This is a genomic window from Pseudomonas sp. LARHCG127, from assembly GCF_052871455.1.
Genome location: NZ_JBIXJT010000001.1, coordinates 204,363 through 224,407, shown reverse-complemented (window position 1 = coordinate 224,407; position 20,045 = coordinate 204,363). Strand labels below are relative to the sequence as shown.

19 protein-coding genes and 3 tRNA genes are annotated in these 20,045 nt (G+C 58.5%); 7 read left to right on the top strand and 15 right to left on the bottom strand.

The annotated features are described in order from the left end of the window. Positions 1-282: 282 nt before the first annotated feature. From ACIPQ1_RS01040 to tig, 6 genes are all read right to left on the bottom strand, one after another. Positions 283-2,154, bottom strand: coding sequence for a SurA N-terminal domain-containing protein (locus tag ACIPQ1_RS01040; protein ID WP_446533400.1), 1,872 nt, complete (start codon positions 2,152-2,154; stop codon positions 283-285). A gap of 224 nt (positions 2,155-2,378) precedes the next feature. Next, positions 2,379-2,651 (bottom strand): HU family DNA-binding protein, encoded by a 273-nt coding sequence (locus ACIPQ1_RS01035; RefSeq protein WP_002552737.1) that lies wholly within the window; start codon positions 2,649-2,651, stop codon positions 2,379-2,381. Positions 2,652-2,800: 149 nt separating this feature from the next. After that, on the bottom strand, positions 2,801-5,197 hold the full coding sequence (gene lon / locus ACIPQ1_RS01030; RefSeq protein WP_014339302.1) for an endopeptidase La: 2,397 nt from the start codon (positions 5,195-5,197) through the stop codon (positions 2,801-2,803). A gap of 161 nt (positions 5,198-5,358) precedes the next feature. Then, a complete protein-coding gene (gene clpX, locus ACIPQ1_RS01025) occupies positions 5,359-6,642 on the bottom strand; it encodes an ATP-dependent Clp protease ATP-binding subunit ClpX (RefSeq protein ID WP_063322129.1) in 1,284 nt (427 codons plus the stop codon). 112 nt (positions 6,643-6,754) lie between these two features. Continuing rightward, complete coding sequence (gene clpP, locus ACIPQ1_RS01020) at positions 6,755-7,390, bottom strand: ATP-dependent Clp endopeptidase proteolytic subunit ClpP (protein WP_186609760.1); 636 nt, start codon at positions 7,388-7,390, stop codon at positions 6,755-6,757. A 93-nt stretch (positions 7,391-7,483) separates the two neighbouring features. Further along, entirely contained in the window at positions 7,484-8,794 is a 1,311-nt protein-coding gene (gene tig, locus ACIPQ1_RS01015; protein ID WP_122568033.1) for a trigger factor, read from the bottom strand. Positions 8,795-9,058: 264 nt separating this feature from the next. On the opposite strand from tig, the gene ACIPQ1_RS01010 reads away from it, so the two are divergent. Then, positions 9,059-9,205, top strand: a complete 147-nt coding sequence (locus ACIPQ1_RS01010; protein WP_446533399.1) for a hypothetical protein — start codon at positions 9,059-9,061, stop codon at positions 9,203-9,205. 13 nt (positions 9,206-9,218) lie between these two features. Here the strand turns inward: ACIPQ1_RS01010 and ACIPQ1_RS01005 are convergent. The 3 genes from ACIPQ1_RS01005 to ACIPQ1_RS00995 all read right to left on the bottom strand — a co-directional run bounded on the left by ACIPQ1_RS01005 (position 9,219) and on the right by ACIPQ1_RS00995 (position 9,555). After that, positions 9,219-9,303, bottom strand: a tRNA-Leu gene (locus ACIPQ1_RS01005). 58 nt (positions 9,304-9,361) lie between these two features. Beyond that, a tRNA-His gene (locus tag ACIPQ1_RS01000) sits at positions 9,362-9,437 on the bottom strand. Between the two features lie 41 nt (positions 9,438-9,478). After that, positions 9,479-9,555, bottom strand: a tRNA-Arg gene (locus ACIPQ1_RS00995). Positions 9,556-9,836: 281 nt separating this feature from the next. On the opposite strand from ACIPQ1_RS00995, the gene folD reads away from it, so the two are divergent. Beyond that, positions 9,837-10,691 (top strand): bifunctional methylenetetrahydrofolate dehydrogenase/methenyltetrahydrofolate cyclohydrolase FolD, encoded by an 855-nt coding sequence (folD, locus tag ACIPQ1_RS00990; protein WP_053120836.1) that lies wholly within the window; start codon positions 9,837-9,839, stop codon positions 10,689-10,691. Positions 10,692-11,031: 340 nt separating this feature from the next. After that, entirely contained in the window at positions 11,032-11,970 is a 939-nt protein-coding gene (gene pbpG, locus ACIPQ1_RS00985; protein ID WP_411387489.1) for a D-alanyl-D-alanine endopeptidase, read from the top strand. A 374-nt stretch (positions 11,971-12,344) separates the two neighbouring features. Here pbpG and ACIPQ1_RS00980 read toward each other — a convergent pair whose 3' ends face one another. Together ACIPQ1_RS00980 and ACIPQ1_RS00975 are read right to left on the bottom strand one after the other, a co-directional pair. Then, entirely contained in the window at positions 12,345-12,539 is a 195-nt protein-coding gene (locus ACIPQ1_RS00980; protein ID WP_186708331.1) for a DUF6021 family protein, read from the bottom strand. A gap of 101 nt (positions 12,540-12,640) precedes the next feature. Beyond that, a complete protein-coding gene (locus ACIPQ1_RS00975) occupies positions 12,641-13,318 on the bottom strand; it encodes a peptidase C39 family protein (protein WP_411387018.1) in 678 nt (225 codons plus the stop codon). A gap of 224 nt (positions 13,319-13,542) precedes the next feature. Here ACIPQ1_RS00975 and ACIPQ1_RS00970 point away from each other — a divergent pair, with 224 nt between their 5' ends. Continuing rightward, entirely contained in the window at positions 13,543-13,707 is a 165-nt protein-coding gene (locus ACIPQ1_RS00970) for a hypothetical protein (RefSeq protein WP_411387017.1), read from the top strand. Between the two features lie 87 nt (positions 13,708-13,794). Here the strand turns inward: ACIPQ1_RS00970 and ACIPQ1_RS00965 are convergent, their stop codons facing one another. Next, complete coding sequence (locus ACIPQ1_RS00965) at positions 13,795-14,544, bottom strand: TerC family protein (protein WP_053120828.1); 750 nt, start codon at positions 14,542-14,544, stop codon at positions 13,795-13,797. A 26-nt stretch (positions 14,545-14,570) separates the two neighbouring features. Beyond that, a complete protein-coding gene (locus tag ACIPQ1_RS00960; protein WP_024619156.1) occupies positions 14,571-14,822 on the bottom strand; it encodes a hypothetical protein in 252 nt (83 codons plus the stop codon). 138 nt (positions 14,823-14,960) lie between these two features. On the opposite strand from ACIPQ1_RS00960, the gene nhaR reads away from it, so the two are divergent. Continuing rightward, the gene (gene nhaR / locus ACIPQ1_RS00955; RefSeq protein ID WP_092472701.1) at positions 14,961-15,857 is read left to right on the top strand and encodes a transcriptional activator NhaR; all 897 of its coding nucleotides are present in this window, start codon (positions 14,961-14,963) and stop codon (positions 15,855-15,857) included. Here the strand turns inward: nhaR and ACIPQ1_RS00950 are convergent. Further along, the gene (locus tag ACIPQ1_RS00950; RefSeq protein ID WP_186708323.1) at positions 15,854-17,014 is read right to left on the bottom strand and encodes an MFS transporter; all 1,161 of its coding nucleotides are present in this window, start codon (positions 17,012-17,014) and stop codon (positions 15,854-15,856) included. The two genes, nhaR and ACIPQ1_RS00950, sit on opposite strands and share 4 nt — an antisense overlap. 282 nt (positions 17,015-17,296) lie before the next feature. Here ACIPQ1_RS00950 and sstT point away from each other — a divergent pair, with 282 nt between their 5' ends. Continuing rightward, positions 17,297-18,529, top strand: a complete 1,233-nt coding sequence (gene sstT / locus ACIPQ1_RS00945) for a serine/threonine transporter SstT (protein ID WP_411387016.1) — start codon at positions 17,297-17,299, stop codon at positions 18,527-18,529. Positions 18,530-18,751: 222 nt separating this feature from the next. Here sstT and ACIPQ1_RS00940 read toward each other — a convergent pair whose 3' ends face one another. Next, the gene (locus ACIPQ1_RS00940; RefSeq protein WP_186708319.1) at positions 18,752-19,261 is read right to left on the bottom strand and encodes a DUF1993 domain-containing protein; all 510 of its coding nucleotides are present in this window, start codon (positions 19,259-19,261) and stop codon (positions 18,752-18,754) included. A 130-nt stretch (positions 19,262-19,391) separates the two neighbouring features. On the opposite strand from ACIPQ1_RS00940, the gene ACIPQ1_RS00935 reads away from it, so the two are divergent. Next, on the top strand, positions 19,392-20,039 hold the full coding sequence (locus ACIPQ1_RS00935) for a YceH family protein (RefSeq protein WP_411387015.1): 648 nt from the start codon (positions 19,392-19,394) through the stop codon (positions 20,037-20,039). Positions 20,040-20,045 lie beyond the last annotated feature (6 nt).

Sequence of the window (20,045 nt, the reverse complement as noted above, 5' to 3'; positions counted from 1 at the left end):
CGGCGGGCCCACGGAGCAATGCCGGAGAGAGGGCATGCCGAGCCTAGGCGAGGCACCGAGTGGTGGGGCAAGCCTTTTTTGCTTACTTTTTTTGGCGTTTGAAAAAAAGTGAGCCGCCGTCAGGGCGGAACCCTAAGTGGCCGTTACCGCAGCAACGGATATACACACAAAACCCGCCCCCTCTCAAAAAACCAAAAAAAAAACGACGCTTCCCATTTCTGCAGAAGCGCCGTTTCTCTAAATGAGCAGCATTACAACCAAGTTTGAAAAAGCATCAAGCAATCAGAAACGCTTGATATCCGCCTGACTCTCCAACTGCTTGCGGTACGCCGCAAAGTCCTGCTGACCCACGCGGGACGCGAGGTAGCGGCGATATTGCGCCTTCTCTTCGTCAGTCGGTGCCGCCGCTTCGTTTACACCGTTCAGACGCACGACCACCAGGCTGCCGTCAGGCAAGGTCACGCTGCTGAAAGTCGGCTTGTCCTTGGACTCAGGCTTGGGCATGCGGAACAGTGCTTGCAGCACCGCCGGGTCGATGCCTTCCTGGTTGCGGGTGACCGCCTCGGTGGCTTTCCAGCCCTGGCCGTCCACCGGTTTGTCCAGCGGCGTCTTGCCATCACGCAGGCTGGCGATCAACTCGTCGGCGCGGGTCTTGGCCGCTGCGCTGGCGTGTTCCTTGGTCAATTGAGCACGAATAGGGCCAGCCACTTTTTCCAGCGGCAGTTGCTCAGGCTTGCGGTGCTCCTTGGCACGCAGCACCACGACGGTTTCCGGGTCCAGCTCGATGGCGGTGCTGTTGGCACCCTCCTCCAGCACCTCCGGGCTGAACGCCGCAGTCACCACCGCGCGATTGGCCGCAATGCCTTCGCCGCCTTCACGACCGAACGGGGCCGATGTGTGGACGGTCAGCTTCAGGTCCTGGGCCGGTTGCGCCAGGTCGGACGCTTCGAACGAGGCATCTTCCAATTGCTTGGTCGCCTCCACGAAACGCTGCTCCACCTGCTGGGTCTTCAGATCGCGGGTCAGTTTGTCCTTGAGGCTGGCAAAGCTCGGCACTTCAGGTGCTTCGACACCCAGCAGCTTGATCAGGTGCAGACCGAAGTCGGTGCGCACCGGTGCCGAGACCTGATCCTTGTTCAAGGCGTACAAGGCCTTTTCGAACTCCGGATCGTAGACGCCTGGGCCGGCATAGCCGAGATCGCCGCCGTTGTTCGCCGAACCCGGATCCTGGGAAAACTCCTTCGCCAGGGCTTCAAACGATTCGCCTTTGGCCAGGCGAGCCTGGACCTCTTCGATCTTCGCCTTGGCCTGGGCTTCGGTGACCTTGTCGTTCACTTCGATCAGGATGTGCGCAGCCCGACGTTGCTCGGACAGATTGGCGATTTCTTTCTGGTAAGCCGCTTGCAGGTCTTCGTCCTTGACGCTGACCTGATCGAAGAAAGAGGCTTTCTTCAGCTCGAGGTAATCGATGACCACCTGGTCAGGCGTCATGAATTCCTTGGCGTGTTGGTCGTAGTAAGCCTTGACCTCATCATCGGTCAGCTTCACCGACTCAGGATCGGCCTTGATGTCCAAGGTGGCGAAATCACGGGTCTGCTTTTCCAAGCGGGCGAATGCCAGCACCTGGGCATCGGTGACGAAACCGCTGCCTGCCAGGCCGGCGCGCAACTGACCGATCAGCATTTCCTGAGCCAGCATCTGGCGGAATTGCATACGGCTGTAACCCAGCTGGCGGATCACTTGATCGAAACGCTCGGCGCTGAATTTGCCATCGACCTGGAACTCAGGCGTTTGCAGGACCACTTGATCGAGCGCAGCTTCGGAGAAAGCGAATTTCGCATCGTGTGCGCCTTGCAGCAGCAACTTGCGATCGATCAGGCCCTTGAGTGCCGAATCGCGCAGCATTTTTTCGTCCAGCAGGGAGGCGTCGAAATCCTTGCCCAACTGTTGCATGAGCTGACGGCGTTGCATGTCGACCGCTTGGCTCAGCTCGTTCTGGCTGATCTCTTCGCCGTTGACCTTGGCCGCCTCATTGGTGTTCGAGGTGGCTTGAAAAATGGCTTCGAAACCGGTCAACGCCATCAATGCGACGATGATCCCGATGATGGTCTTGGCAATCCAGCCTTGTGAATTGTCCCTGATATTCTGCAGCATGCGTCCCCCAGAAACGGTTGAACTTCAAATTTAGGCAACCGTGGAGCGTGGGTAGAATCCGGATAGAAGAAAGGCGCATCCGAGGATGCGCCTTCTCGTAACTGGCGGAGCGGACCGGGCTCGAACCTGCAAGCCCTGGCGTGCCAGACCGGTAGCAACCGGTCGTATTACCGCTCCGCTGCCAAGCCAGGCATGACCCCGACCCGGATAAACTCAACGAAACCTTAGTTAACGGCTTCTTTCAGTGCTTTACCAGCTTTGAAGCCTGGTTTTTTGGCAGCAGCGATTTCCAGCGTCTTACCGGTCTGCGGGTTGCGACCGATACGAGCAGGACGATCAGTCACGGAGAAGGTGCCGAAACCAACCAGAACAACGGAGTCGCCAGCCTTGAGAGCGCCAGTGACGGATTCGATTACAGCGTCCAGCGCACGGCCAGCAGCAGCTTTCGGGATATCAGCGGATGCAGCGATAGCATCAATCAGTTCCGACTTGTTCACTCTAAGTCCCCTTATATCTATTTGAGATGATTCTAAGTTTTTTTGGTGAAAGCAAAAACGAGTGCTGAATGGCCTGCAGACACTTAAGAGCCGCTTTATAACAAGGGCTCTAAAAAACTGTCAAGGAAGGCCCCCCAGGCAAATGCGTATTAATGCGTGCTAATTCTTTCCTTAGAGTCAGACTCTCGCTTTTCTTCCTTCGCGACAATCTCCGGAGCCACATCCGGCAAGGGCTCCGGCGCGTATTGCAGCGCAATTTGCAGGACCTCGTCAATCCATTTAACCGGTTTGATCTGAAGATCTTGCTTGATGTTGTCAGGAATTTCCTTCAGATCGCGGACATTTTCTTCGGGAATGATCACGATCTTGATCCCGCCACGGTGTGCCGCCAGCAGTTTTTCCTTCAATCCACCAATCGCCAGCACTTGACCGCGCAGCGTGATTTCACCCGTCATGGCCACGTCGGCGCGCACCGGAATACCGGTCAAGGCCGAGACCAGGGCCGTGCACATGCCTACACCCGCGCTTGGGCCGTCCTTGGGCGTAGCCCCTTCAGGCATGTGGATGTGCGTGTCGCGCTTCTCATGGAAGTCCAGGGGAATGCCCAGGCTCCGGGCGCGGCTGCGAACCACCGTCAGTGCCGCGGTGATCGACTCGACCATCACGTCGCCCAGGGAACCGGTCTTGATCAGTTGCCCCTTGCCCGGTACCACGGCCGCTTCGATGGTCAGCAACTCGCCACCGACCTGAGTCCACGCCAGGCCAGTCACCTGGCCGATCTGGTCCTGCTGCTCGGCCAAGCCGTAGCGGAACTTGCGCACGCCCAGGAAATGCTCCAGCAGGTCCGCAGTGACCTTGACCGCGAAGCGTTTTTCCAGCGCATGTTCCTTGACCGCCTTGCGGCAAACCTTGGCAATCTGCCGCTCCAAACCACGCACACCGGCTTCGCGGGTGTAGTAGCGGATGATGTCGCGAATCGCTTCCTCGTCGAATTCCAGCTCGCCTTTTTTCAGGCCATTGGCCTGGATCTGCTTGGGCGAAAGGTACTTCACGGCGATGTTGATCTTCTCGTCCTCGGTGTAGCCCGGCAGACGAATCACCTCCATCCGGTCCAGCAATGCTGGCGGGATGTTCATGGAGTTGGAGGTGCAGAGGAACATCACGTCCGACAGGTCGTAGTCGACCTCCAGGTAGTGATCGTTGAAGTTGTGGTTCTGCTCCGGATCGAGCACTTCGAGCAATGCAGAGGCGGGATCGCCGCGCATGTCGCTGCCCATCTTGTCGATTTCGTCCAGAAGGAACAGCGGATTGCGCACGCCGACCTTTGTCATCTTTTGAATCAATCTTCCCGGCATCGAACCGATGTAGGTACGGCGATGACCACGAATTTCCGCCTCGTCACGCACGCCACCCAGGGCCATGCGCACGAATTTACGGTTGGTCGCGTGGGCAATCGACTCCGCCAGGGAGGTTTTACCCACCCCGGGAGGACCGACCAGGCACAGGACCGGACCGCGAATCTTCTTCACGCGCTTCTGCACGGCGAGGTATTCAAGGATGCGTTCCTTGACCTCTTCCAGGCCGTAATGGTCGGCATCGAGGATGTCTTCGGCCCGTGCCAGGTCCAGACGCACCTTGCTCTGGGCTTTCCACGGCACCTGGACCAGCCAGTCGATGTAGGAGCGCACCACGGTGGCTTCGGCAGACATCGGCGACATTTGCTTGAGCTTGTTCAGTTCAGCCTGGGCCTTGGCCAAGGCATCCTTGGGCAAGCCGGCGGCATCGATGCGCTTTTTCAGCTCTTCGATTTCGTTGTGGCCTTCATCGCCATCACCCAGCTCTTTCTGAATGGCCTTCATCTGCTCATTCAGGTAGTACTCGCGCTGGCTGCGCTCCATCTGCTTCTTGACGCGACCGCGAATGCGTTTCTCGACCTGCAACAGATCGATTTCGCCATCGAGCAATGCGAGCACGTGTTCGACACGGGCCGACAGATCGATGATCTCGAGAATTTCCTGCTTCTGCTCGATCTTGAGGGCCATGTGGGCCGCCATCGTATCAACCAGTCGTCCAGGCTCGTCGATGCTGTTAAGCGACGACAGGACCTCTGCAGGCACCTTCTTGCCCAATTGCACGTATTGTTCGAACTGTGACAGCAGGCTACGGACAAACACCTCTGATTCACGCTCGGGCGCATCGACTTCTTCGATCAGCGACACTTCGGCCCGGCAGTGGCCGTCCACTTCGCTGAAACGCTCGACAGTACCGCGCTGCTCGCCTTCGACCAGGACCTTGACGGTGCCATCGGGCAACTTGAGCAACTGCAGAACCGTTGCAATCGTACCTACGCGATAAAGTGCGTCTTCGCCGGGATCATCGTCGGCCGGATTTCTCTGAGCCAGCAGCAGAATCTGCTTGTCACCCGTCATCGCAGCCTCAAGGGCTTCGATGGACTTCTCGCGCCCCACGAACAGCGGGATAACCATGTGCGGATACACCACGACATCGCGCAATGGCAGGAGAGGCAATTCGATGGTTGTCTTCATGATTTCGCCTCTACGGCGGCCCTAGGGCCGGAAACAGATGGAAGTAAGCTTGAAACCAAGATGGGGGCAGCCTTGAAAAAAAACAAGCGCTAAGACACGTCTAAAACGCGCTAAAAGCAAAGGGGCCCGAAGGCCCCTTCTTTATTCCGGCAGCGGGACGCTTAAGCGTCCGGTGCGGCCTTGGCAGCCGGCTCATTGTTTTCATAGATATACAATGGCTTGGACTTGCCTTCTATAACGCTTTCGTCGATCACGACTTTACTCACCTCGGACTGCGAGGGGATTTCATACATCGTGTCGAGCAATACGCCTTCGAGAATCGAGCGCAACCCACGAGCACCGGTCTTACGCTCCAGGGCACGTTTGGCGACCGATTTCAGCGCGTCGGAACGGAACTCCAGGTCTACACCTTCCATTTCGAACAGCTTGGCATACTGCTTGGTCAGGGCGTTCTTCGGCTCGGTCAGAATCTGCATCAACGCCGCTTCATCCAACTCATCCAGCGTTGCCAGGACCGGCAGACGACCGACGAATTCCGGGATCAGACCGAACTTGACCAAATCGTCAGGCTCGACTTCACGCAGGGACTCACCCACCTTCTTGCCTTCTTCCTTGCTGCGCACTTCGGCGTTGAAACCAATGCCGCCGCGGGTGGAACGGTTCTGAATAACCTTTTCAAGGCCGGAGAACGCACCGCCGCAGATGAACAGGATGTTACGGGTATCAACTTGCAGGAATTCCTGCTGCGGATGCTTGCGACCACCTTGGGGTGGAACGGAAGCGACCGTGCCTTCGATCAACTTGAGCAAGGCCTGCTGCACGCCTTCACCGGAAACGTCCCGGGTGATGGACGGGTTGTCGGACTTGCGGGAAATCTTGTCGATTTCGTCGATGTAGACAATGCCCATCTGGGCCTTTTCCACATCGTAGTCGCACTTCTGCAACAACTTCTGAATGATGTTCTCGACGTCTTCACCGACATAACCCGCCTCGGTGAGGGTGGTTGCATCGGCGATGGTGAACGGAACGTTCAGCAAGCGGGCCAGGGTTTCGGCAAGCAGGGTCTTACCCGAGCCTGTCGGGCCGATCAGCAAGATGTTGCTCTTGCCGAGTTCGACCTCGTCATTCTTCTTGTCACGCTGGTTCAGGCGCTTGTAGTGGTTGTACACCGCTACGGCCAGTACCTTTTTCGCACGTTCCTGACCAATCACATACTGATCAAGGATGCCGCTGATTTCTTTAGGCGAAGGCAATTTATGCGCGCTGCTCTCGGCCTGGGCTTCCTGCACCTCCTCGCGGATGATGTCATTGCACAGGTCGACGCACTCGTCGCAAATGAAGACCGAGGGGCCGGCAATCAATTTGCGTACTTCATGCTGGCTTTTGCCACAGAAGGAGCAATAAAGCAGTTTGCCGTTGTCCTCGCCGTTGCGGGTGTCAGTCATTCGATCGATCCAAATCCGATAGGCTTGCAACACAAGATGAAGGCAATTGCGGGCTTTTTCAAGCCCGCAGGTGATCGGACCTGCCGATCAACCTCATTTTGAGCTGCTTATTTTAAGCGGGGCGCTGGCTGATCACTTCATCGATCAGACCATATTCACGTGCGGCTTCAGCGCTCATGAAATTATCGCGATTGGTATCGCGCTCGATTTCTTCAAGCGTGCGCCCGCTGTGCTTGGCCATCAAGGTATTGAGGCGCTCGCGGATGAAGAGGATTTCCTTGGCATGGATTTCGATATCCGATGCCTGGCCCTGGAAACCGCCCAGTGGCTGGTGAATCATCACGCGCGAGTTCGGCAGGCAATAACGCTTGCCATGGGCACCAGCAGTCAGCAAAAACGCGCCCATGCTGCACGCCTGACCGATACAGGTCGTCGAAACGTTAGGCTTGATGAACTGCATGGTGTCGTAGATCGACATGCCCGCCGTCACCGAACCGCCCGGGGAGTTGATATAGAGATGGATATCCTTGTCCGGGTTTTCGGCTTCAAGGAACAACAGTTGCGCACAGATCAGGTTGGCCATGTAGTCCTCTACCGGGCCCACCAGAAAGATGACGCGTTCCTTGAGCAGACGCGAGTAGATGTCATAGGCACGTTCGCCACGGGCGGACTGCTCGATAACCATCGGGACCAGGCCGCCTGCGGCCTGGATGTCAGAGCTCTGCTGATAAAAAGAATTGCGGGACATGTCTCGCAGTCACTCCCAAATAGTTATGTCTTGAATACGCATAAGCCAGCACGAAGGCTGGCTTATGGGTGTTTATTTCTTACCGCAGAACCATCAATCGGCTTGTGGAGCTTCCACCGGCTTGACCGCTTCTTCGTAAGAGACCGCTTTATCGGTCACGCTAGCTTTCTGCAGAACAGTATCCACAACTTGTTCTTCCAGCACAACCGAACGGACTTCGTTCAGTTGCTGGTCGTTCTTGTAGTACCAGGACACGACTTGCTCAGGCTCCTGGTAGGCCGAGGCCATTTCCTGGATCAGCTCGCGAACACGGGCTTCGTCAGGCTTGAGTTCGAACTGCTTGACCACTTCGGCGACGATCAGGCCCAGCACGACGCGGCGCTTGGCTTGCTCTTCGAACAGCTCGGCAGGCAGCTGGTCCGGCTTGATGTTGCCGCCGAACTGCTGAACAGCCTGCACGCGCAGACGGTTCACTTCGTTGTCCAGCAGGGCCTTTGGCACTTCGATCGGGTTGGAAGCCAGCAGACCATCCATGACCTGGTTCTTGACCTTGGACTTGATGGCTTGGCGCAGTTCACGCTCCATGTTCTTGCGAACTTCGGCGCGGAAACCTTCCAGACCGGTTTCCTTGATGCCGAACTGGGCGAAGAATTCTTCGTTCAGCTCAGGCAGTTTCGGCTCGGAAACGCTGTTGACGGTCACGGTGAACTCGGCGGCTTTGCCAGCCAGGTCCAGGTTCTGGTAGTCCTCAGGGAAGGTCACGTTCAGCACGCGCTCTTCACCGGCCTTGGCGCCAACCAGGCCATCTTCGAAGCCAGGGATCATGCGACCGGAGCCCAGTACCAGCTGGGTAGCCTTGGCGGAACCGCCAGCGAACACTTCACCGTCGACCTTGCCGACGAAATCGATGTTCAGTTGGTCTTCGTTCTGGGCAGCACGCTCGGTCACTTCGAAACGGGTGTTCTGCTTGCGCAGGATGTCCAGCATCTTGTCCAGGTCGGCATCCGACACATCAGCGCTCAGGCGCTCGACGGCGATGGATTCGAAACCGGCAACCGTGAACTCAGGGAACACTTCGAAAGTAGCGACGAACTCCAGGTCCTTGCCTTTTTCCAGCACTTTAGGCTCGACGGACGGAGCGCCGGCCGGGTTCAGCTTCTGCTCGACGACCGCTTCGTAGAACGAAGACTGGATCACGTCGCCCACGGCTTCCTGACGCGCATCAGCTTCGTAACGCTGACGGATCACGCTCATTGGCACTTTGCCTGGGCGGAAACCTGGGATTTTGGCCTTTTGGGCAGTCTGCTGCAGACGCTTGTTGACCTGAGTCTCGATGCGCTCAGCCGGCACGGTGATGCTCATGCGGCGCTCAAGAGCAGAAGTATTTTCAACAGAAACTTGCATGGATATTCCTCGTTGCACAGACGTTGGCCGGGCGTTTCCGACCCCAGAATCAAGGGCATGCATTCTAGTAGGTCAAACTCAAGAAGTCACCCTACTGAAAACGCGCTGGAAACAGGCGCCGGATTTAGGACGGGACAAACGGTCATGCCCCGCCCGGATTGCAAATACAGTCGATTCAGTCCAGGGCTCTGCGCCAACGCTTCTATATATAGAAGCGGCTTGTCCGATCGCGCAGCGCCCCGCCCCACAAGGAGACCGACGGGCATGCTACGCATCATCACGAAACATATTCGCGACAAACCGTCCGCTGCGCTCAACCGCAAAAAAACAGCGCCGACGCCAGACACAGAACCACCGAAAACAAAAACGGCGCAGCCCTTTTCAGGTACTGCGCCGTTTTCTGCTATTTAAATAGCGACTTGTATGGTGCGGACGGAGAGACTCGAACTCTCACACCTTGCGGCGCTGGAACCTAAATCCAGTGTGTCTACCAATTCCACCACATCCGCGTATCAAGCTTTTAAAGCAAAGGCGCCAGATTGTTAGATCTGGCGCCTTTCTAGAATATGGGGTGGACGATGGGGATCGAACCCACGACAACGGGAGTCACAATCCCGTGCTCTACCAACTGAGCTACGCCCACCATATTGCCTTGTTGCCTTACTTGTGCCAAAGCTGCCTAATTGGCGCACCCGGCAGGACTCGAACCTGCGACCATCCGCTTAGAAGGCGGATGCTCTATCCAGCTGAGCTACGGGCGCCTTTTTAATCTGTATTCTTGGACGATTACAAACTAAGTGCTTTCAGTTTTGCCGAGTTGAAACAACCAACTCCGCTCGACCTTCTTAACCAGTGCTAGGCTGTGCCCGACAAGTGCGACGAATGTTATAGACGGCCTGATAGGTCGTCAACTCTTTTTTAAAAAAAATTCATTTAATTAAAGGGGTTAGGGGAATTTGCAGACCAAGCGCCTTTGCCCTCACGCCCCGGCGTGCGAGAATGCGCTCTCTTTTTTTCCCCTCTCGATGGTTAACCACGCGCAATGACTGCACAACTTATCGACGGCAAATCGATCGCCGCCAGCCTGCGCCAGCAGATCGCCCAACGAGTCACCGAGCGCCGCCAGCAAGGCCTGCGCACGCCCGGCCTTGCGGTGATCCTGGTCGGCAGCGATCCTGCCTCTCAGGTTTATGTCTCGCACAAGCGTAAAGACTGTGAAGAGGTCGGCTTCCTTTCCCAGGCCTACGACCTGCCTTCCGAAACCACCCAGCAAGCGTTGGCCGATCTGATCGATCGCCTGAACGACGATCCGAACATCGACGGTGTTCTGCTCCAGTTGCCGCTGCCTGAACACCTCGACGCCTCCAAGCTGCTGGAGCGTATCCGTCCAGACAAAGACGTCGACGGCTTCCATCCTTATAACGTCGGCCGCCTGGCCCAGCGTATCCCACTGCTTCGCCCCTGCACCCCCAAGGGCATCATGACCTTGCTGGAAAGCACTGGCGTGGACCTGTATGGCCTTGATGCCGTGGTGGTGGGTGCGTCCAACATCGTTGGTCGCCCGATGGCCATGGAGTTGCTGCTGGCCGGCTGCACCGTGACCGTGACCCATCGCTTCACCAAGGACCTGGCCGGCCATGTCGGCCGTGCCGACCTGGTGGTAGTGGCCGCCGGCAAACCCGGCCTGGTCAGGGGTGAGTGGATCAAGGAGGGCGCCATCGTCATCGACGTGGGCATCAATCGCCAGGACGACGGCAAGCTGGTGGGCGACGTGGTCTACGAGACCGCCCTGCCCCGCGCTGGCTGGATCACCCCGGTACCTGGCGGCGTAGGCCCGATGACCCGCGCCTGCCTGCTGGAAAACACGTTGTACGCGGCCGAAACACTGCACAGCTGATAGCCCTCGACAAAGCCCCTGTGGGAGCGAGCTTGCTCGCGATAGCGGTAGACCGGCCAACCTCCAGGTTGACTGACACACCGTTATCGCGAGCAAGCTCGCTCCCACAAGTGTTTCTGGTGATTGGGATTTAGCCGCCAGGTGTCGGTCGCTTGCATGGCTCGCGCAAACTACGAATTTTTCAGATTCGATTCGCCAGAATCCCCCTTCATTAAACTTTATTTATTCACAACCCCTGGCGGTACAGGCATATAGCGCTGCTGTCGCCCATACTCCTAGAATGCGACGTTTTTTTAAGTCGTTGCTCAACGGCACCTTCAACTCCATCGAGTCTACTCGCGTGAAAATCCATCTTTCGATCATCAGCCTGTTCATCGCTTTCGCAGGCAGCTTTATCACGCAAAACGTCGTTGCACAGGAAACCATCGCGCCCCCTCGGGACACGACCAAGCTACAAGTCGCCTCGGGCAGCGCGATGTTGCTGGACTTGCAGACGGATAAAGTCGTCTATTCGAGCAACCCCGACGTGGTGGTGCCGATCGCTTCGGTGACCAAGTTGATGACCGGTCTGATCGTGCTGGATGCCAAACAGAACCTGGATGAATACATCTCCATCACCATCGCCAACACTCCGGAGATGAAGGGGGTGTTTTCGCGGGTCAAGCTCAACAGCGAACTGTCACGCCGGGACGTTTTGCTGATCGCCCTGATGTCTTCGGAAAACCGCGCCGCCGCCAGCCTCGCCCACCACTATCCGGGCGGCTATGCGGCGTTCATTGCCGCCATGAACGCCAAGGCCAAGGCGCTGGGCATGACCAGCACGCATTACGTCGAGCCGACGGGCCTGTCGATCAACAACGTCTCCACTGCCAGGGACCTGACCAAGTTGCTGATCGCCGCCCGCAAGTACCCGCTCCTGAGCGAATTGAGTACGACCAAGGAAAAGACCGTTACCTTCCGCAAACCGGTGTATAGCCTGGGGTTTCGCAATACCGACCATTTGGTTCACAAGGCCAACTGGGATATCCAGTTGACCAAGACCGGCTTTACCAACCAAGCCGGCCACTGCCTGGTGCTGGTAACGAAGATGGGCAATCGCCCGATGGCGCTGGTGATCCTCGACGCCTTTGGCAAGTACACGCACTTCGCCGATGCCAGCCGGATTCGTAGCTGGGTGGAAACCGGAAAAAGCGCCGCCGTGCCGGCGGTGGCCCTGCAATACAAGGCCGCCAAGAATCTCAAGAGCCGCCAGAGTGGGGTGGTGGAAGCCTCCAAGTAATCCACGAATCAAAAAAGCTCCGATTCGTCGTAATGCCAACCTCATCGCGAGCAAGCTCGCTCCCACAGATGATCTTGGGTGTTCACAAGTTTTGTGTTCACTGAAGGCCCATTGTGGGAGCGGTGCACATGAATTTTGTGCCTGCTGAAGATCCAATGTGGGAGCGAGCTTGCTCGCGATAGCGGTGGCTCAGCCACATAGATGCCGGCATGTGCCCCGCTCTTGCTCTTGCTTTGGATCCTGATCTGGACGCTCTTCCAAAAGTGACCCGCTTTAAGAGCGGAACCGCCAGTAGCCGTTACCGCAGAAACGGATCTACACACCAAACTACGCGTCCATGAACAGCATTACCCAACTCGCTGGGACCTTTTAATCTATGGCTTCAAGTCACCCAGCGGATCATAAGGCTCAGGCTTTCGCTCATCCTTCTTATCCAGCGGCGCCTTGGCCGGCCCGACCGGATCGACCTGGGGATCCTCAAGGTCCGGCGAGTCCGGATCGAACCCCAAATCATCACCACTGGAATGCTCGGATGAATGTGGCCCCGTAGGTGTTTTCGACTGTGCCATGCGTGCCTCCTCCTATCACGGTCGGAAAAATGCCCAACCCTGACGATAAGAGCCCCAGCCCTGCCAGGTCGTGCCCGGCAAGTGACGAACGGGATGAACGATCAATGGGCGGCGCTGAGCGCCTTGGTGGCCCGCGCCGCCGCTTGCTCCTGCCCTGCCCCGGCCAGATCGGCCGCCGCTTTCAACCAACGCTGTGAGTCGACATTGGCCGGAAGCTGCGTGGGGCGCTGAACCAGCACCGCCCAGCCACCCGCGCTCTGGAAGGCCGACTCGAAGGCACTGAAACTCATCAACTGCCGACGATTCATGCCTGCACGCAACAACACCGTCTGCTTCTGGCGATTGTAGCCGGCAAGAATCCCATACCGAGGCGCGGCCCAAAACGCCGAACCATCGACATAGCGCACCAGCACCGGATAACCCGCCGCGACCTGCTCCAACAGCGCGGGCAGCTTGGCGTCGAGGGGATACACCAGCAGCCCGTACTCGCGCGCCAGTGTTTGCATATTTTTCTGCAAATGGGCTTCGCCACCGGGTAGGTGCAGGGGTTTTTCCAACAGACCTGGAGTGATCACGGTGCCTTGCAACGTCAGCAAGGCGGCCAGGGATTGCGGGGCGCCCTGGTGCATTTCGCCACGATAGAACGGCACGCTGTTGAGTTCTACCCGTTCGGGCAGGCGCTGGATCTGCGGCGATACGCTGCCCGCGCAACCCGCCAGGGCGACGAGGCAGGACACCGCCAGTACCAATGATCGAAACGATGGAATGACTGGCGACATGATGACTCTCTTGTTCAGGTACCCGGCATCCGGGCCAGGCGTGGGTCGACGATCATAAGGTGCGCACAGCCCTGGGTATAGCCATAACAATCGTTTTAAAAGGGCGATAGAACGAACCGATCCATACCCCAGCGCCATACATCGACAAGCTGCAACACTTGAGCGACTAGACTGTCCATTGTACTGAGTGCGTTATCCCGAACCGGGGATAGAAGGAGGCACAAATGAGCCTGACGACGACAATCCTGATGCTGATATTCGGCTGGCTGAGCGTAGCCACGGCCATGCTGTGGGGGGTGCTTCGAATCGCTCGACGCCACCATCACGCGCCACCTGCGCCATCGGGAAAAACCGCCAAACCTGCCCGGCACCACGCCGCCGCGCACTGACCCATCACCTTCAAACCCATCGTTCTCAAATCCAAAAAAAAAGCCACCCGGGCCTGGACCCGGGTGGCTTCTGCCTGCTGCCTGGAATCAGGCGTTGTCGGGCAGCGCCTTTTCCTTGGCCCTGCGGGACAACATGTTCAACACCTCGATCGCCGCCGAGAACGCCATGGCCGCATAGATATAGCCTTTCGGTACATGGGCGCCGAAACCTTCAGCGATCAGCGTCATGCCGATCATGATCAGGAAGCCCAGGGCCAGCATGACCACCGTCGGGTTGTCATTGATGAACTTGGCGAGCGGTTCGGCCGCCAGCAGCATCACCAGCACCGATACGACGACGGCGATGATCATGATCGGCAAATGCTCGGTCATACCCACGGCAGTGATGATGCTGTCGATGGAGAACACCAGGTCCAACATCAGGATCTGACCGATGGCCGCGGCAAAGCCCAGGGTCACACCGGACGTGGCCGACTTGGGATCATTCGGCGCCGGGTCCATGCTGTGGTGGATTTCAGTGGTCGCTTTCCACAGCAGGAACAGGCCGCCGGCGATCAGGATCATGTCTTTCCAGGAGAACGCCTGGCCGAGGATTTCGATGACCGGTTCGGTCAACTGCACAATAAAGGCAATCGTGCTCAACAGGCCCAAGCGCAGGATCAGCGCCATGCCGATACCGATCCGCCGCGCCTTGGCACGATGCTGTTCGGGCAGCTTGTTGGTCAGAATCGAAATGAAGATCAGGTTATCGATGCCAAGCACGATTTCCATCACGACCAGAGTCGCCAGGGCGATCCACGCGGTGGGGCTGGCGGCGAGCTGTAAAAGATAATCCATGGGTCAGTCCTGACTGATGTGACGCGTTAGATGGTTTTGGTAGGGGTTTGTGTTTCGTCAGCTTCGTCCGCTGGCTCTTTCTTCGGGCTGATCAAGCCGCCGGTGGCTTCGCTGATCGCCTGTTCGGCGGCCTTATGGGTATCGTCGATGGCCTGCTTGGCGGTTTCCGCAGCCTGCCCCATTAACTGCTGGGCACTTTTTTCAGCCTGTTCACAGCCCGCCAGTGTCGTTGCCGACATCACCAACAGGGCTGCAAGCCCCAGGGATTTATAGGTCATGGAATAAATGCCTCTTGAAGAATAGAAGGAGCTCGAAAGTGGCCCACCAATGGCCAGGCATTCTAGAGAGACGAATACTTCAGGAAAATTCGTATTTTCAGCGGTTATACTTCGGTTTTTACGAAGCAATGTGAACCCATGCTCAATTATCGACAACTGCATTACTTTTGGGTCGTGGCGAAAACCGGCAGCATCGTGCGGGCGTGCGAGCAGTTGAACCTGACCCCACAGACTATCAGCGGGCAGATTTCCCTGTTCGAGCAAACCTATAACATCAAATTGTTTCGTCGTGTCGGGCGGCAGTTGGAACTGACCGAAGCCGGCCGCCAGACACTGCCCTACGCCGAACACATGTTCCAGTTGGGCGGTGAGCTGGAATTGATGCTGAGGGCCCAGCCCAACGAGCAGCAAACCCTGTTCCGGGTCGGAGTGGCGGATGTGGTGCCCAAGTCCATCGTCTATCGGCTGTTGGCGCCGACCATGGAGTTGAGTGAGCCGCTGCGCATCACCTGTCGCGAGGACAAGCTCGAACGGCTGCTGGCGGACCTGGCGATCCAGCGCCTGGACCTGGTGATTTCCGACAGCCCGATGCCAACCCACCTGGACATCAAGGGCTACAGCCAGAAACTGGGGGAATGCGGGATCAGTTTTTTTGCCACCGCCGCGCTGGCCGAACGCTACGGGCAGGATTTCCCCCATGGCCTCAATGACGCTCCGCTGCTGATTCCCGGGCCGGAAACCGTGGTGCGCAGCCGCTTGCAACGCTGGTTCGCCGAGCAACAGATCCAACCGCGCATCGTCGGCGAGTTCGACGACAGCGCCTTGATGCAGGCCTTTGGTCAATCAGGCAGTGGGATTTTCATCGGCCCGAGCGTGATCGCCGAAGAGGTCAAGCGTCAGTACGGCGTAGAAGTGATCGGCCAGACCGATGCGGTGAGTGAATCCTTCTACGCCATTTCGGTGGAACGCAAGGTCAGCCATCCTGGCATCGTTGCGATTGCCGAAGGCGCCCGTCGCGAGTTGTTCAGCGCTTAGCTATCCAGGCAAGTCGCGCGGGGCTTGAAAGTCATCAGGAGCAACGCCAGCAGAATCGAGACGAAGATGAACCCGGCGGCCGCGAACCCGACACTGCCCAAGCCCAGGGTATCGATGACCCGGCCACCGATCATCGCCCCCAGGCCAATCCCCAGGTTGGCCCCGGCGATGTTCAACGAGGCGGCAAACGCCGGGGCCTGCGGGGCTGCCTTCATCAACCGCACATGGCTGACCAGGAACAACGCGGCCTGGGTCACGCCCCAGATGCCCATCGCCGCCGCCAGCGCGAGGGGTGAATGGATGCTTGGGACCAACGCCACCATGCCGCCGATCAGGAACAGGCAGAACACCATCGACGCGATCAGCGGATGCCGGTCCACCGCACGGCCGCCCAAGGAGTTGCCCAACAGCCCGACGGCGCCGAAGCCCATCAGGCACCAGCCCACCAGGGTGCCATCGAATCCGGCGAGGCGTTCGAGGATATCCGCCAGATAGGTGTAGGCGGTGAACATGCCGCTGAACACCAGGATCGACAACAGCACGTGCCCTTGCATCAACGGGCTGCGCAGGATCTTCAATTGCGAACGGAAGCTCACCTGATGCTGGTGCAAGTTGGTTTTCGGCAAATAAATAAACAGCAACAAGGCCTTGGCGAAGGCAATGACCGCCAGGATCGCGAAGGCACTGCGCCAGCCAAACGCATCGGCGATCAACGTGCCCACTGGAATGCCGAACACGGTGGCACAGACGATGCCGAAGCCGATCCGGGCGATAGCCCGCCCGGCCAGTTGCGGCCCGACAATGTCCACCGCCGTTTCACTGGCCAGCGCCCAGAACACAGGCAAGCCCAGGGCCGGGATCAATCGGGCAAGGGCCATTACCCAAATGTTGGGGGCAAAGGTGGCCAGCAGGTTGGCCAGGCCGAACATCACCAGCACGCTGATAAACAGCTTGCGCCGCTCGAAGCGGGCGAACCAGGCCGTGAGGAACGGCCCGAACGCCGCCACCGTAAACGCGAACAACGTCACCAGCAGCCCGGCCTGGGGAATGCTGACGTGCAGGTCGCGAGCGATGGAGGGCAACAGGCCGACGATGACGAATTCCGTGGTCAGCACGGTGAAACCGGCGGCCGACAGCAGGAAGATGGGTAGCAACATGTAGAACTCCAGCAAAACGACGACACCAGCGTTAGCCCTGGGGCCCGCTGGCGGAAAAAAAGTGAGAGTGACAAAGCCTAACAGAATGCGCGCGTCATACAAACGCTCGGCATGGCCCGGATAAGGGTGACGGACTGTCACAGGTCCGTCAGATTTTTCACCGGCTGTGCTAAAGTCCGCGGCCTGCAAACGCCGTACTTTCTCTCGGTCCGCTCATGTGGCCTGCCCGCTTGTTGCCCTGATCTGTCGACCGTTGAACACAATAAAATCAGAGATGCCGCTATGACAGCTTCGTCCGTTACCCCTTTGCAACGCCTTAAACGCACCAGCCTGGTGACGCAAATCATCATTGGCCTGATCGCCGGTATTGTCCTGGCATGGCTGGCGCCCGACCTGGCCAAGTCCACCGCCTTCATCGGCAAGGTCTTCGTGTCCGCGCTCAAGGCCGTGGCACCGATCCTGGTGTTCGTGCTGGTCATGGCGTCGATTGCCAACCACAAGCACGGCCAGGAAACCCATATCCGCCCCATCCTGTTCCTCTACCTGCTGGGCACGTTCGCCGCGGCGGTGGTCGCGGTGGTCGCCAGTACGCTGTTTCCGTCCAGCCTGGTGCTATCGACCCAAGACGTCGCAGTCACCGCGCCCGGTGGCATCAGCGAAGTGCTGCAAAGCCTGTTGCTGAGCGTGGTGGATAACCCGGTCCGGGCACTGATGGACGGTAACTTCATCGGTATCCTGGCCTGGGCCATCGGCATGGGCATCGCCATTCGCCATGCTGGCCAGACCACGCGCACCGTGCTCGAAGACCTGTCCAACGGCGTGACCGTGATCGTGCGCCTGGTGATCCGCTTCGCCCCGCTGGGGATCTTCGGGCTGGTGGCCTCGACCCTGGCCACGTCCGGCTTCGGCGCCCTGCTCGGCTACCTGCACCTGCTCACTGTGCTGATCGGTTGCATGCTGTTCGTGGCGTTGGTGGTCAACCCACTCATCGTGCTCTGGAAGCTGCGTCGCAACCCTTACCCGCTGGTGTTCACCTGCCTGCGCGAGAGTGGCATCACAGCGTTTTTCACCCGCAGCTCGGCGGCGAATATCCCGGTGAACCTGGAACTGAGCAAACGCCTGGGCCTGCACGAAGACACCTATTCGGTGTCGATCCCACTGGGCGCGACCATCAACATGGCCGGCGCTGCCATCACCATCACCGTACTGACCCTGGCCGCCGTACATACCTTGGGTATTGCAGTTGACCTGCCAACAGCCGTGCTGCTGAGCGTTGTCGCCGCCATTTGCGCCTGCGGTGCGTCCGGGGTGGCCGGCGGTTCGCTGTTGCTGATTCCCCTGGCGTGCAGCCTGTTTGGCATTCCCAGTGAGATCGCCATGCAAGTGGTCGCTGTGGGTTTCATCATCGGTGTCCTGCAGGACTCGGCGGAAACGGCGTTGAACTCGTCGACGGATGTGCTGTTCACGGCGGCGGCGTGCCTGGGTGAGGAAGCGAAGCTGGCGCGTACGGCGTAATCAGGAAGGAACTGAATCTTGCGGTGTCGGTGCTGCCCTCATCGCGAGCAGGCTCGCTCCCACAGTGGATCTGTGTCAGCCGCAAAACCTTGTGGGAGCGAGCCTGCTCGCGATAGCGCCAGATCGCTCACCTCCAATTAGCATGCTTAACCACCTAGACTGCAGCCACAAAAAAGCCCGGGAACGGCCCAAACCGTCCCGGGCTTTTTCATGCCGGCGGGGTTAGAACGCGCCCATGTAGTCACGCTTGCCCACTTCCACGCCATTGTGGCGCAGCAATGCGTAGGTGGTGGTGACATGGAAGAAGAACTGCGGCAGGCCGTAGGTCAGCAGGTAGTTCTGGCCACTGAAGCGTTTCTCCTTCGGCGTCCCCGGACGGGTAACGATTTCGATGCCTTCCTTGCCATCGATCTGCGCAGGGGCGATGCCATCGATAAAGGCCAATACCTTGGCGATCAGGGCTTGCAGCTCGGCGAACGTGGTCTCGCTGTCGTCATATTTCGGCACTTCAATCTCGGCCAGGCGCGCGGACACACCCTTGGCGAAATCCACCGCGATCTGCACCTGGCGCACCAGCGGGAACATGTCCGGGTACAGGCGGGCTTGCAGGAAAGCGTTCGGGTCGATGTTTTTCGCGGTGGCGTGGGCTTCGGCCTTGTTCAGAACGTCGCTCAACGCGTTGAGCATCTGCTTGAAAACCGGGACGGAAGCGGCGTACAGGGAAATAGTCATGGCAATCTCATGCAGGTGGCAGGAAAGAATGAATCAAACGGCAGCGATTATAGCCACGGCTGGTTGCACGGCTTGTCTTTTATTGCGCAAGGATTAGGCTAGGCGGCTTCCACAGCATAGGGAACGCGCGATGAGCATCGAAGAACAACAGCAGGCTGAAGAACCACGGCTCAATAGCACGGAAATCCGCATCCTCGGCGCGCTGGTCGAGAAACAGGCCACCAACCCCGAGACCTACCCGCTGACCCTCAACGCCCTGGTACTGGCCTGCAACCAGAAAACCAGCCGCGAACCGGTGATGAACCTCAACCCCGGCCAGGTCGGCCAGAGCCTGCGGGCGCTGGAAGGTCGCGGTTTTACCAAACTGGTGATGGGCAGCCGCGCCGACCGCTGGGAACATCGGGTCGACAAAGCCCTGGAGCTGGTGCCGGCCCAAGTGGTCCTGATGGGCTTGCTGTTCCTGCGTGGCCCGCAAACGGTCAATGAGTTGCTGACCCGCAGCGGACGGATGCACGATTTTGAAGACGCCGAGCAAGTGGTGCACCAGCTCGAACGCCTGATCTCCCGGGGACTGGCGCTGCTGGTGCCACGCCAGGCCGGCCAGCGCGAGGACCGCTATGTGCACGCCATGGGCGATCCGGCGGACATCGAAGCGATTCTCGCCGCCCGCCAGCATCCGGTGGAGCGTGGCGCGGGCGGCGGTGTCTCGCTGGAGCGCATCGAAGAGCTCGAAGCGCGGATCGCCGCACTGGAAGAACGCCTGGCGCGGCTGGAATAGCAGCGC